Origin of the sequence: Streptomyces sp. TP-A0874, assembly GCF_001748085.1 — a bacterium.
GTDB lineage: Bacteria > Actinomycetota > Actinomycetes > Streptomycetales > Streptomycetaceae > Streptomyces.
The window spans coordinates 48,790-61,454 of sequence record NZ_BBZK01000007.1 but is presented as its reverse complement, the minus strand read 5'-3'; the positions used below and the strand labels follow the sequence as shown (position 1 = coordinate 61,454).

General features: G+C 71.9%; 11 protein-coding genes. 7 read left to right on the top strand and 4 right to left on the bottom strand.

Annotated features, from left to right (window positions below; translation table 11 throughout):
• Positions 1 to 87: 87 nt before the first annotated feature.
• The 3 genes from BGP73_RS12495 to BGP73_RS12485 all read right to left on the bottom strand — a co-directional run bounded on the left by BGP73_RS12495 (position 88) and on the right by BGP73_RS12485 (position 3,209).
• Positions 88 to 1,326 (bottom strand): cation:proton antiporter, encoded by a 1,239-nt coding sequence (locus tag BGP73_RS12495; protein WP_069814406.1) that lies wholly within the window; start codon positions 1,324 to 1,326, stop codon positions 88 to 90.
• 4 nt (positions 1,327 to 1,330) lie between these two features.
• Positions 1,331 to 1,801: a cation:proton antiporter regulatory subunit gene (locus BGP73_RS12490; RefSeq protein ID WP_069814405.1), complete on the bottom strand. Its 471-nt coding sequence runs from the start codon at positions 1,799 to 1,801 to the stop codon at positions 1,331 to 1,333.
• A 214-nt stretch (positions 1,802 to 2,015) separates the two neighbouring features.
• Complete coding sequence (locus BGP73_RS12485) at positions 2,016 to 3,209, bottom strand: RtcB family protein (RefSeq protein ID WP_069814404.1); 1,194 nt, start codon at positions 3,207 to 3,209, stop codon at positions 2,016 to 2,018.
• A gap of 162 nt (positions 3,210 to 3,371) precedes the next feature.
• Here BGP73_RS12485 and BGP73_RS12480 point away from each other — a divergent pair, with 162 nt between their 5' ends.
• From BGP73_RS12480 to BGP73_RS12460, 5 genes are all read left to right on the top strand, one after another.
• Complete coding sequence (locus BGP73_RS12480; RefSeq protein WP_069814403.1) at positions 3,372 to 4,226, top strand: hypothetical protein; 855 nt, start codon at positions 3,372 to 3,374, stop codon at positions 4,224 to 4,226.
• Between the two features lie 99 nt (positions 4,227 to 4,325).
• Positions 4,326 to 5,027, top strand: a complete 702-nt coding sequence (locus BGP73_RS12475; protein WP_244501180.1) for a DUF3558 domain-containing protein — start codon at positions 4,326 to 4,328, stop codon at positions 5,025 to 5,027.
• A 254-nt stretch (positions 5,028 to 5,281) separates the two neighbouring features.
• Complete coding sequence (locus BGP73_RS12470) at positions 5,282 to 6,580, top strand: extracellular catalytic domain type 1 short-chain-length polyhydroxyalkanoate depolymerase (RefSeq protein ID WP_069814401.1); 1,299 nt, start codon at positions 5,282 to 5,284, stop codon at positions 6,578 to 6,580.
• Between the two features lie 217 nt (positions 6,581 to 6,797).
• Positions 6,798 to 7,595, top strand: a complete 798-nt coding sequence (locus tag BGP73_RS12465) for a 3-hydroxybutyrate dehydrogenase (RefSeq protein WP_069814400.1) — start codon at positions 6,798 to 6,800, stop codon at positions 7,593 to 7,595.
• Positions 7,596 to 7,705: 110 nt separating this feature from the next.
• Complete coding sequence (locus tag BGP73_RS12460) at positions 7,706 to 8,446, top strand: class I SAM-dependent DNA methyltransferase (protein WP_069814399.1); 741 nt, start codon at positions 7,706 to 7,708, stop codon at positions 8,444 to 8,446.
• Positions 8,447 to 8,467: 21 nt separating this feature from the next.
• On the opposite strand, the gene BGP73_RS12455 is transcribed toward BGP73_RS12460, so the two are convergent.
• Positions 8,468 to 8,803, bottom strand: coding sequence for a YnfA family protein (locus BGP73_RS12455; RefSeq protein WP_069814398.1), 336 nt, complete (start codon positions 8,801 to 8,803; stop codon positions 8,468 to 8,470).
• Positions 8,804 to 9,067: 264 nt separating this feature from the next.
• On the opposite strand from BGP73_RS12455, the gene BGP73_RS12450 reads away from it, so the two are divergent.
• Positions 9,068 to 10,441 carry an MFS transporter gene (locus BGP73_RS12450; RefSeq protein ID WP_069814397.1) on the top strand — a complete coding sequence of 458 codons (1,374 nt, stop codon included), beginning with the start codon at positions 9,068 to 9,070 and terminating at the stop codon, positions 10,439 to 10,441.
• Between the two features lie 78 nt (positions 10,442 to 10,519).
• Positions 10,520 to 12,457, top strand: a complete 1,938-nt coding sequence (locus BGP73_RS12445; RefSeq protein ID WP_069814396.1) for a helix-turn-helix domain-containing protein — start codon at positions 10,520 to 10,522, stop codon at positions 12,455 to 12,457.
• The last annotated feature ends 208 nt before the right edge of the window (positions 12,458 to 12,665 follow it).

The following is a 12,665-nucleotide window of genomic DNA, read 5'->3' as shown; positions in this document are numbered from 1 at the left end:
GACGCGATACCAGCGGAGGCCGGCGGCCGTTTCATCTGGAGGGGGCAGCCGGTCGGCTGCCCAGCTCGTTTGGGCCCAGCGGCGGTCTCACCGCCGCGCGGGCGGATCCGGCCGGCTGATCGCCGGCTCGCCGGCCGTCCCGACCGTGTCCAGAGTGACGCCGATCGTCCCCGTGTGCCTGGTCAGCCGCTGGGCGACCGGCTCGGCATAGCGCGCCGTCAGCGGCCCGAGGATGACCAGCAGCAGGACGTACGCCGTCGCCAGCGGCCCCAGTTGCGGCTCGATCCCCGCCGAGACGGCGAGCCCGGCGATCACGATGGAGAACTCGCCGCGGGCCACCAGGGTGCCGCCGGCCCGCCAGCGCCCCCGGCGGCCGATCCCGGCCCGGCGGGCGGCCCAGTAACCGGTGGCGATCTTGGTGAGGATGCTCAGCACCGCCAGCAGGAACGCCGGCACGATCACCGGCGGGATGCTGGCCGGGTCGGTGCTCAGACCGAAGAAGACGAAGAAGACCGCGGCGAACAGGTCCCGCAGCGGCAGCAGCAGCGCGTGCGCGCCCTCGGCCGCCTCCCCCGAGAGCGCGATGCCGACGAGGAACGCCCCGACCGCCGCCGAGACCTGCAACTGCTGCGCCACCCCGGCCACCAGCAGCGTCAGTCCGAGGACCACCAGCAGCAGCTTCTCCGGATCCTCGGTGGAGACGAAGCGGGAGATCATCCGCCCGTAGCGGACCGCGACGAAGAGCACCAGCCCGGCCGCGCCCAGCGCGACGGCCAGCGTGACGCTGCCGGCGACCAGCCCGGCGCCGGCCAGCAGGGCGGTGAGGATCGGCAGGTACACCGCCATGGCGAGGTCTTCCAGCACCAGGACGCTGAGGATGACGGGGGTCTCGCGGTTGCCGACCCGGCCCAGGTCGTTGAGCACCTTGGCGATGACCCCGGAGGAGGAGATCCAGGTGACACCTGCGAGCACCACGGCGGCCACCGGCCCCCAGCCCAGCAGCAGGGCGGCGGCAGCGCCGGGCAGCGCGTTGAACGCGAAGTCGACGGCCCCGGCCGGGTACTGGGTCTTGAGGTTGCTGATCAGGTCCGCCGCCGTGTACTCGAGGCCGAGCATGAGCAGCAGCAGCACGACTCCGATTTCGGAGCCGAAGGAGACGAACTCCTCGCTGGCACCGAGCGGCAGCAGCCCGCCCTGGCCGAAGGCGAGGCCGGCGAGCAGGTACAGCGGGATGGGGGAGAAACCGTAGCGTCCGGCGAACCGCCCCAGCAGCCCGAGGGCGAGGATGATGGCGCCGAGTTCGATCAGGAAGAGGGCTGAATGCATCCGATCACTCCCGTTCCAGGACGGCGGCGGCCGCGTCCACGCCCTCGCGAGTGCCGATCACGATCAGGATGTCCCCGCCGGCGAGCCTGAAGTCCGGGGTGGGTGACGGAATGGCCTCCGCCCGGCGCAGCACCGCGACGATGGAGGCGCCGGTCTCGGTCCGTACCCGGGTCTCGCCGAGCAGCCGGCCGTTCCAGTACGACACGGCGCTCAGCGGGAGGCGCTCGGCGACCAGTCCCAGGTCGGTGGTGTAGAGCAGGCTGGGGCTGCGGTCGTTGGGGGCGAGTGTGTCGGCCACCGTGGCGGCCTCCGGACCGCTGAGGTGGATGGAGAACGAACAGGCGTCGGGATCGTCGGAGCGGTACGCGTTGAGGCTGCGTGATCCGTCCCGGTGCGCGACCACCGAAACGTGTCGGTGGTCACGGAGTGTGAGGTCGTACTGGACCCCGATCCCCGGCAGCGGTGTCGTGCTCATACGCGGTGTCGGCACGGTGGCCCCCTGGTACGGCGGTAGGCGTGGAACTCGGTTTCGGCAGGCCTGCGGCACTGTCCAAACCCGACCACACTACGGCCTGGCGGGGCCGGACCGCGAGGGCGGCCGGGGCCGGCCCCGGCACCACCAGGGCCGCGGCCGACGGTAATTGGCCGCCCGCCCCTCCCGGGGCGGACGGTCGGCGCCGCCCCGGGGTTCAGCCCTTCACACAGACCAGCTGCCGCAGCTTGGCGACCACCTCGACGAGGTCCCGCTGTTCCTCCATGACCTGGTCGATCGGCTTGTAGGCGCTCGGGATCTCGTCCACCACGCCGGCGTCCTTGCGGCACTCCACACCCTGCGTCTGGCGTACCAGGTCCTGCGCCGTGTACCGCTTCCGCGCCGAGTTGCGGCTCATCCGCCGGCCCGCGCCGTGCGAGGCCGAGTTGAAGGAGGCCTCGTTGCCCAGGCCCCGCACGATGTACGAGCTGGTGCCCATCGATCCGGGGATGATGCCGTAGTCACCGCTCCCGGCCCGGATCGCCCCCTTCCTGGTGACCAGCAGGTCGGCGCCGTCGTAGCGCTCCTCGGCGACGTAGTTGTGGTGGCAGGAGATGACCGGTTCGAAGGTGGGAGCGGCCTTCCGGAACTCACGGCGGACGATGTCCTGGAAGAGGCTCATCATGATCGCGCGGTTGTGGCGGGCGTACTCCTGCGCCCAGAACAGGTCGTTGCGGTAGGCCTCCATCTGCGGGGTGTCGGCGACGAAGACGGCCAGGTCCCGGTCGACCAGGTCCTGGTTATGCGGCAGCCCCCTGGCGACCGTGATGTGGTGGTCGGCGAGTTCCTTGCCGATGTTCCGGGAGCCGGAGTGCAGCATCAGCCAGACCGAGCCCGACTCGTCGAGGCAGAACTCGATGAAGTGGTTTCCCGAGCCCAGCGAGCCCATCTGCCGCACGGCCCGGTCGCGGCGGTACCTGACCGCCTCGGCCACCCCGTCGAACCGCCGCCAGAAGTCGTTCCAGCCCCGGGTGGGGAAGTCCCTGAGCCGCCCGGGGTCGACCGGCTCGCGGTGCATCGCGTGTCCCACCGGGATGGCCTGTTCGATCTTCGACCGCAGCCGAGAGAGGTCCCCCGGCAGGTCGTTCGCGGTCAGCGAGGTCTTCACCGCGGACATCCCGCAGCCGATGTCCACCCCGACCGCCGCGGGGCAGACCGCCCCGCGCATGGCGATCACCGAGCCGACCGTCGCCCCCTTGCCGTAGTGCACGTCCGGCATCACGGCCAGCCCCTCGACCCAGGGCAGCGTCGAGACGTTCCGCAGTTGGCCCATCGCGGCGCTCTCCACGGTGCCCGGGTCCGCCCACATGCGGATGGGCACCCTCCCGCCGGGCAGTTCGGTGTACGGCATGGTGATCTCGTTCCCCCACGGAATCGGCCAGAAGGCAAAACAGGACTTACTGCCAGGTACCCGGCAGCACCTCGGCGAACCCGCCCGCCTGTGCGGTAGACATTGTTTCCAATGGCCATCGTTCGATGGCAACGAATTTTCCTTCGAAAGGAGCGGGGGACCGTGCGGCGAAGGTCTTACGCGCCCGGTGCCGCCCTGGCAGCAGTGCTGCTACTGGGGGGCGCGGCCGGCTGCACCGGCGCCCCGGGCGGCGGCTCCGGCGATCTGAAGCCGGGCGGCTCCTCGGCCGGCTCCTCCGGCGCCCCTCCCGGGAAGTACCGGACGCTCCCCGAGCCCTGCGGGGCCGCCACCGAGGAGACCCTCGGCGTGCTGCTCCCCGGCTACCAGGACCTCGCCGAGACCCAGCGCGAGAGGGCGTACGCGGGGCACGCCACCCTCACCTACGACACCGATCGGCGGGTCGGCTGCCGCTGGCAGGACGAGTCCTCGGACGGCTCCCGGCACCTCGAGATCGACTTCGAGCGGGTGGTCTCCTACGACCCGGAGGTCAGCGACGACGACCGGGCCCAGGAGCTGTACGAGAAGAAGGCCGAGGCGGCGAAGATCCCCGACGCCTCGCAGGACCAGGAGGAGACCGGCAGCGGCAGGCCCTCGTCCTCTCCGAGCGACGACCCCGACGCCGGCGTCGGGAAGGCCGGGAAGAGCGCGGTGGCCGGCGGGAAGGGGAAGAGCGGCTCCCCCAGTGAGAGCCCGCCCGCGGACGCGAGCGACGATCCGCGGACCGCCCCCCGGACACTGGACGACCTCGGCCAGGTGGCCTACATCGACGACCGGCTCGTCACCTCCGACTCGGGCGTCCACCGGGACGTCACGGTCGTCTTCCGGGCCTCGAACGTCCTGGTCACCGTCCGGTACGACCTGTGGGCCAACCAGCAGTCCGGCCTGCTGGACAGCGCCGACCTCCAGGAGAAGGCGCAGCGGATCGCCGCCGAACTGTCCTCACGGTTCAGCGACTGACCAGCCGGTTTCGCCAGGAACCGGGCATTCCTCGTACGGTATGCGCGTGACTCTGCCGACCACCGACCTGGTCGGCGCCTCCAGCGGAGGCGGACACCGATGAGCGAAGGAACCATGCACCGATCAGCCCCCCGACTCGCCCGCCTACTCACCTGCGCAGCCGTGCTGCCGGCGGTGTTCGTCGCCGGCTGCACCATGGAGTCCGACGACAAGGGCTCCGCGGAGGACTCGCCGAACAGCTCCGCCAGCGCCGAGCCGAAGCCGGCCCCGGCCAAGTACGGCAAGCTCCCCCGGGCCTGCGACACGCTCTCCAAGAGCACCGTCGGAAAGTTGGTGCCCAAGGCGAAGAAGAAGGGCGGGACCAGCGGGAAGTCCTACGACCTCGACGCCCGCGGCTCCTGCTCCTGGCACGGCCTGGACGGCTACCAGTACCGCTGGATGGACATATCCCTGGAGCGCTACGACTCCGATGAGGCCCTGGGCAGCGGTGAGGAACGGGCCGAGGAGCAGTACGCCAAGCACGTGGAGACGGCGAAGGCCGCCGAGGGCGCGAAGAAGCTCAAGACCGCCGAGCCGGCTCTCGGGGACGCGGCGACGACCGTCAGCTACGAGCAGAAGAGCGACGGCGACAACTACGTCAACCAGACCGTGGTCGTCCGCACCGAGAACGCGGTCCTCACGCTGCACTACAACGGTGCCGGTTTCGAGGACGGCAAGACACCCAAGTCCGCCGACCTCCGCAAGGCCGCGGAAGGCGCCGCCAAGGAGGTCGTCGAGGCCGTCGCCGCCGCGAACGAGTGAGGACGGCGGAGCGGCCCGCCGGGGAGCGCGGTGCGGCCCCCTCCTACCGGACGCGGCGTTAGCAGCGCGCGCCGGCCGATGCAACGGTTCGGAGGCCGGTGACCGCCTTCCCCGTTGTGGATGACGGCACCATTCCGGGGCCGCCGCGCCCCCGCCTACGGTGACCGCACCCCGGTAGCCGACCACCCCCGCGTGGCGGACCGGGGTCGCGGGGCCGGGAAAGGTCCCGTGCCGTCCACCCGAGGGGAGGCCTCGTGCCGACGCACGGAACCGCACCGAAGCCGGCCGCACCAGACCGGCCGGCCAGGGGGCACCCGAGGCGACTGTCCTGGGCGGGGGCCGGTGCGCTGGCCGCCGCCGCGGTGCTGGCCGTGGTCGCCGCGCTGTTCGCCCCCGCCACGGAGGCGCAGGCGGCCGTGAGCCTGGAGAAGGTCGCCGACTTCGGCGCCAACCCGGGCGCCCTGAACATGTACGTCTACCGGCCGGCCGCGCTGCCGGCCGGCGCCCCGGTGGTGGTGGCACTGCACGGCTGCACGCAGAGCGCGCAGGACTACGCGGACCACTCGGGGCTGACGACCTTCGCCGACACCCACGGCTTCCTGCTGGTCTTCGCCGAGACCACCTCGGCGAACAACCTCAGCCGGTGCTTCAACTGGTTCGAGCCGTCCGACACCCGGCGCGGCCAGGGCGAGGCCGCCTCGATCCGGCAGATGGTCGCCCACGCCGGCTCGGCCTACGGGGCGGACCCGGGCCAGGCCTACGTCACCGGACTCTCCGCCGGCGGCGGTATGACCGCGGTCATGCTCGCCACCTACCCGGACGTCTTCAAGGCCGGTGCGGTGATCGCCGGACTCCCCTACGGCTGCGCCACCGACTCCATCACCGCCTTCACCTGCATGAGCCCGGGTGTGGACCGCACCCCCGCCGAGTGGGCGCAGCGCGTGACGGACGCCCACCCCGGCTACTCCGGCCCGCGGCCCCGGGTCGCCGTCTGGCAGGGGGACAGTGACTGGACGGTCGCGCCGAAGAACGCCGAGGAGCTGCGCGACCAGTGGACGCAGGTGCACGGCCTCGGGCAGAGTCCGGACCGCACGTCCACCATCGGGCCCAACAACACCGTCAGGGAGCAGTACCTGGCCGGGGACGGCAGTGTGGCCGTGGAGGTGAACACCGTGCCGGGCATGGGCCACGGCACCCCGGTGGACCCGGGATCCGGCTCCCAGCAGTGCGGACAGGCCGGGGCGTACTTCCTGGACTCGATCTGCTCCAGCTACTGGATCGTCGACTTCTTCGGCCTGACCGGCGGCGCCACCGATCCGGAGGACCCCGGCAGCAGCCCGACCCCGAGCCCCAGCCCCTCGGATCCGGCGGCGGCCTGCTGGACGTCGAACAACTACGAACACGTGCGGGCCGACCGGGCCAGCACCAGCGGCGGTTACGTCTACGCCAAGGGCTCGAACCAGGACATGGGGCTCTACAACGTGGCCGTGACACACACCCTGAAGGAGTCCCCGGCGGGTCACTACGTCATCGCCGACAACGGATGTCCCTGATCCGACCGTGTGCGGAGCAGGGAACGCGCACCACACCGCGGGGAGCGGGGCCGACCGGGCCCCGCTCCCCGCGCGCCTGTCCCAGGGCCCCTCCACCGCGAGCCGCTGGCCCCCGCCGGTCACCGCGCCCGCTGGCGGGAACATCCATAGCGGCCGGTGCCACTGTGGCGCTCGCACACATCGGAACCGACCGGCTTCACCCCTTACGTTTCCCGCCATGACAAGCGGACTCACACCCCCGGCCGGCGGAGCGGCACAGGCCGTCGATCCCGTGGACCTCTCGGGGCGGACGGCCATGGTCACCGGAGGCGGCAGCGGCATCGGCCGGGCCTGCGCGGTGGCCCTGGCGGCTGCCGGGGCCCTGGTGCACGTCGTGGATCTGGACGAGGAGTCGGCCCGGACCGTCGCCGTGGACATCGGCGGCGAAGCGCACCCCGCCGACCTGTCCGACGCCGCTGCCATCGGGGAACTCCCCACCGACCTCGACATCCTGGTCAACAACGCCGGCCTGCAGCACGTGGCCGCGATCGAGGACTTCCCCGCGGAGCGGTTCGAGCTGATCCAGAAGGTGATGGTCACCGCGCCGTTCCTGCTGCTGAAGCGGACCCTGCCGCATATGTACGCCCAGGGCTGGGGCCGGGTGGTGAACATCTCCAGCGCGCACGGCCTGCGGGCCAGCCCCTTCAAGTCCGCCTACGTCACGGCGAAGCACGCGATCGAGGGGCTGAGCAAGGTCGCCGCCCTGGAGGGCGCCGAGCACGGGGTGACCAGCAACTGCGTCAACCCGGCGTACGTGCGGACGCCCCTGGTCGAGCGCCAGATCGCCGCGCAGTCGGCGGCGCACGGCATCGGTCCCGAGCAGGTGGTCGGTGAGGTGCTGCTGCGGCGCTCCGCGGCCAAGCGGCTGATCGAGCCGGAGGAGGTGGCCGCCGCCGTGCTGTGGCTGTGCGGGCCGCACACCGGCTTCGTCACGGGCGCCTCCATCCCCCTGGACGGCGGCTGGACGGCCAGCTGACGTCGGCCCGGGGCGGTGACCACTCGCCGAGCGCTCGCTGGCCCAGCCTGCCGTTCCGCTCCTCAAAATGCGTGGACGGCTCCCCACCGCGCCCGGCAGAGTGGCCGCCCGTGACGAGCAGTGAGCTGTGGACCCGTGCGACCGCCGACCGCTACGACGCCGAGGAGAGCGAGATGTCCTCGGCCGCTGTTCTCGGACCGACTCTCGACTTCCTGGCCGAACTCGCCGGAGACGGCCGGGCGCTGGAGTTCGCCGTCGGAACCGGACGAGTGGGTGTACCGCTCCGGGAACGCGGCGTGCCCGTCGTCGGAATCGAACTGTCCGAGCACATGGCAGCGGTCCTGCGGCGCAAGATCGACGAGGAGATGCTCCCGGTCGCCATCGGGGACATGGCCGCGGCCGTCGTCCCCGGCGAGTTCACCCTGGTCTATCTCGTGTACAACACGATCTCGAACCTGCTCACGCAGGACGAGCAGGTCGAGTGCTTCCGCAACGCCGCCCGCCATCTGGTGCCCGGCGGCCGGTTCGTCATCGAGCTGGGCGTACCGCCGCTGCGGTTCCTGCCGCCCGGGCAGGTCGCGGTGCCGTTCGACGTCTCCGAGCGGCATCTCGGCTTCGACACCTTCGACCTGGTCGAGCAGGTCCTCGTCTCGCACCACCTCACCCGCGACGGCGAGGACGGCCGCTACCGCCGCGGCGGCTCCCGCCACCGGTACGCGTGGCCGGCGGAGCTCGACCTGATGGCCCGGATCGCGGGGCTGGAGCTGGAACGGCGGGTCGCGGACTGGGACGGGGCGCCGTTCACCCAGGACTCCCGGAAGCACATCTCCGTCTGGCGCAAGCCAGCCTGAGGCAGCCCGCTGCGGGCGGGGTCAGTGGCCCCGCGGGGCGTACATGATGACGGCCATCCCGGCGAGGCAGACCAGGGCGCCGATGATGTCGAAGCGGTCGGGGCGGTAGCCGTCGGCGACCATGCCCCAGGCGATCGACCCGGCGACGAAGATGCCGCCGTACGCGGCGAGGATGCGGCCGAAGTCGTCGTCGCTCTGGAAGGTGGCGAGCACGCCGTACAGGCCGAGTGCAATGGCGCCGGCACCGATCCAGGCCCAGCCTTTGTGCTCGCGGATGCCCTGCCAGACCAGCCACGCACCCCCGATCTCGAAGACAGCGGCGACGGCGAACAGCGCGAGCGAACGGGCGACGAGCATGGTTGCGGACTTCCTGGTTCGGGTGACGTCTAGGGGCGGGGCTGGTGGGTCGGGAGGTCGGCGGATCGGTAGCCAATGTTCGACCGTCCTGCCCCCGACCACCACTCCGGCCCTCCTTGGACCACGTTTGTCCGCCAGCCATGGTGGCCGCCCGCACAGCCGTCCGCGGAACTGTGTCGGTCCGCCACATGTGCGGCCGTTCCGGGGGTTCCTACCGTGTGCCGACACGTACTCGTCCCCACCGCACACGAGGAAGTGGCGTCCATGGCCTCCCCCACCACAGCTCCCCCGTCCTCAGCGAACATCCCCCGCATCGTCGCCGCCAGCCTGATCGGCACCACCATCGAGTGGTACGACTTCTTCCTCTACGGCTCCGCGGCCGCGCTGGTCTTCAACACCCTGTTCTTCCCGGCCAGCGAACCCCTGGTGGGCACGATGCTCGCCTTCCTCACCTATGCGATCGGCTTCGTCGCCCGGCCGCTGGGCGGAGTCGTCTTCGGCCACTTCGGCGACAAGATCGGCCGCAAGAAGCTGCTGGTGGTCAGTCTGCTGATGATGGGCGGATCGACCTGCGCGATGGGGTTGCTGCCCACCCACGCCAGCATCGGCATCGGCGCCCCGATCCTGCTCACCCTGCTCCGCCTGGTCCAGGGGTTCGCTCTGGGTGGCGAGTGGGGAGGGGCGGTCCTGATCGTCTCCGAACACGGCGGCTCCGAACACCGCGGCTTCTGGGCCTCCTGGCCACAGGCCGGCGCTCCCGGCGGCAACCTGCTGGCCACCGGCGTGCTGGCGCTGCTGGCCACCGTGCAGTCCGAGGAGACGTTCCTGGCCTGGGGCTGGCGCCTGCCGTTCCTGCTGTCGGGGGTGCTGGTCGTCATCGGGCTGTGGATCCGGGTGTCGCTCTCGGAGTCCCCGGTCTTCCTCGAGGCACAGGCGGAGGCCGAGGCGAAGGCCGCGGCGGGGTTCAGGGAGAAGCCGCCGGTCGTCGAGGTCTTCCGGCGGAACTGGCGCGGGGTGCTGACGGCGATCGGCACCCGGCTCGGTGAGAACGTCTCGTACTACATCATCACCGCCTTCGTGCTGGTCTACGTCACCGTCCATCTGGAGCTGCCCAGGAGCACCGCGCTGAACGCGGTGCTGATCGGCTCCGCCGTGCACTTCGTGACCATTCCGCTCTGGGGCGCGCTCTCGGACCGGATAGGCCGCCGCCCGGTCACCCTGATCGGCTCCGTCGGCATGGCGGGGTGGGCGTTCGCGTTCTTCGCCCTGCTGGACGCCGGGTCCTTCACCGTGATCACCCTCTCGGTGACCGTGGGGCTGCTGTTCCACGGGGCGATGTACGGGCCGCAGGCGGCCTTCATCTCGGAGATGTTCGACACGAAGGTCCGCTACTCCGGTGCCTCGATGGGCTCCCAACTCGCCTCCATCATCGGTGGCGCCCTCGCCCCCGTCATCGCGGTCGAACTCCTCAAGGACTACGACTCCGCCACCCCCGTAGCGCTCTACCTGTGCTCGACGGTGGTGGTCACCTCCCTGACCGTCCTGGTGGCGAAGGAGACCCGCGGACGCAGTCTCCGCCACCGCTCGGCAGCCTCGGTCCCGAGCGGGGAATCACCCTCGGAGACAATCGGAAAGTGATCTGACCCGCCTGCCGCCGCGGCCCACCCCGGTCGGGGTGCGCGGCGGCACGCGGCCCGACTCGGAGGCGATCGACAGATGTCCAGCTCCGCGCGCGTCCCAGGTGGGGACAGGGCATGGACCGCGCTGCTCGACCTGTTCGACCTGCTGGCCCGGGACGCCCCGGCCGAGCGGTTCGCCCAGCCCGCCAGCGCGGCGCGCGCCGCCGGAGCCTCGGCGGCGGAGCTGGCCGCCATCGACGAGGCGACGCGGACCGCCCTGCGGATCCGCCGCGCGCTGGGCCAGCACCGCAGGCGCGAGGCGGAGTTGACCGCGCTCTTCGACACGGCGGGCGACCTCGCCGCGCTGCGGGACCTCGACTCGGTGCTCAGGGCCATCGTGCACCGGGCCAAACTGCTGCTCCGTACGGACGTCGCCTATCTGTCGCTCAACGACGAGAGGGCGGGCGGGACTTACATGAGGGTGACCGACGGTTCGGTCTCCGCCGCGTTCCAGCAGCTCCGGCTCGGCATGGGGGAGGGGCTCGGCGGCCTGGTGGCGCAGACCGCCCGCCCGTACGCCTCGGGTGACTACCAGAACGACCCGCGCTTCCAGCACACCGTGCCCATCGACAGCGCCGTGCTGGAGGAGGGCCTCCGCGGCATCCTCGGCGTTCCACTCTGCCAGGGGCCGCACGTCATCGGCGTGCTCTACGCCGCCGACCGGAGCAGGCGGGAGTTCACCCCGGACGAGGTGGCGCTGCTGTCCTCGCTCGCCGACCACGCGGCCATCGCGATCGACAGCGCCCGTCTCATGGAGGAGACCCGGGCGGCGCTCGTAGACCTCAACGCGGCCTCCCGGACCATCCAGGAGCACAGCGAGGAGATGCGCCGCACCGAAGAGGCCCACGACCGCCTGACCGACCTGGTGCTGCGCGGCGGGGACTTCACCGAGGTCGCCTCCGACATCGGGGCGCTGCTGAAGGGCGGCACCCTGATCCATGACGCGGACGGCACCGAACTCGCCCGGGTGGGCACCGATCCGCAGGACCCGCCGGCCCAGGCCGTCGCCGCCTCCCGGGCCAGCGGCCGGGCCGTGCCGTTGGGCGGCACCTGGGTCTGCGCCGTACTCGCCGGGCCGGAGCTGCTCGGCAGCATCGCCCTGACCGGCCGCGCCGACCTCGGCGAGGCCGACCGCCGCCTCTTCGAACGCGCCAGCGTCGTCACGGCCCTGCTCCTGCTGCTGCGCCGCTCGGTGGCCGAGGCCGAGAACCGGGTCCGCGGAGAGCTGCTCGGCGACCTGCTGTCCGGCTCCGGGGACACCAGCGGCCTCACCGCCAGGGCGCGCCGGCTCGGTGTCAACCTGGCCCTGCCGCACTCGGTGTTCGTCGCACACGGCGACCCCGCTCCGCGGCAGGTCGTGCTCAACGCGGCGACCCGCGGGGCTCGGACCCGCAAGGGCCTGGCCGGGCTGCACCACGACCACATCGTCCTGGTCGTCCCGACCGAGGACACCGGTGAGGACACCAGCTCCTGCGCCCGGGCCCTGGCCGCCGAACTGACCCAGGCCGCCGGTGCGCCGGTCACCGTCGGGGCCGCGGGCCCCGCCACCGGGCCGGCCGCCGTGTCCCAGGCGCACGCCGGAGCGTTGCGCTGCCTGTCGGCGCTACGCGCGCTCGGGCACACCGGCCGGGGCGCGGCGCTGCCCGATCTGGGTTTCCTCGGGATACTGCTCGGGGACGACACGGACCTCCCCCTGTACGTGCGCCGGACCCTCGGGCCGGTCCTCGACTACGACGCCAGGCGCGGCAGCGATCTCGTGCAGACACTGCGGGTCTACTTCGCCTGCGGTATGAGCCAGTCGAAGGCCAAGGACGCCCTCCACATCCACGTCAACACCGTGGTGCAGCGCCTGGAGCGAATCGGCCGTCTGCTGGGCAGCGACTGGCAGACCCCGGAGCGGGCCCTGGAACTCCAGCTCGCGCTGCGCCTGCACCAGATCTCGCCCGAGGGAGAGCCTGGCGCCGCGGCGGACTGAGCCGGCCGCGACCGCCGACCCGGCGCTGCCGCTGTTCGCCGTCGCCTCCGCACCCTCAAGCCCCGGGAAGGGTGCGGGAGTCACACTCCCGGCGGTCGATGAGTGGTCGTCGGCCACATGTCGGCGGCGTCGGATCCGCTCCTATGGTTTCGTCACCATTCAGCCAGGACCCCGCCGTCACCGGGGGCCCGTGCCGGGGAGGGCGTCC

Bases quoted from the DNA above. Each gene is read 5' to 3' on its own strand.
- BGP73_RS12495 (WP_069814406.1), bottom strand. From the start codon at position 1,326: ATGCATTCAGCCCTCTTCCTGATCGAACTCGGCGCCATCATCCTCGCC.
- BGP73_RS12490 (WP_069814405.1), bottom strand. From the start codon at position 1,801: ATGAGCACGACACCGCTGCCGGGGATCGGGGTCCAGTACGACCTCACA.
- BGP73_RS12485 (WP_069814404.1), bottom strand. From the start codon at position 3,209: ATGCCGTACACCGAACTGCCCGGCGGGAGGGTGCCCATCCGCATGTGG.
- BGP73_RS12475 (WP_244501180.1), top strand. From the start codon at position 4,326: ATGAGCGAAGGAACCATGCACCGATCAGCCCCCCGACTCGCCCGCCTA.
- BGP73_RS12465 (WP_069814400.1), top strand. From the start codon at position 6,798: ATGACAAGCGGACTCACACCCCCGGCCGGCGGAGCGGCACAGGCCGTC.
- BGP73_RS12455 (WP_069814398.1), bottom strand. From the start codon at position 8,803: ATGCTCGTCGCCCGTTCGCTCGCGCTGTTCGCCGTCGCCGCTGTCTTC.
- BGP73_RS12450 (WP_069814397.1), top strand. From the start codon at position 9,068: ATGGCCTCCCCCACCACAGCTCCCCCGTCCTCAGCGAACATCCCCCGC.
- BGP73_RS12445 (WP_069814396.1), top strand. From the start codon at position 10,520: ATGTCCAGCTCCGCGCGCGTCCCAGGTGGGGACAGGGCATGGACCGCG.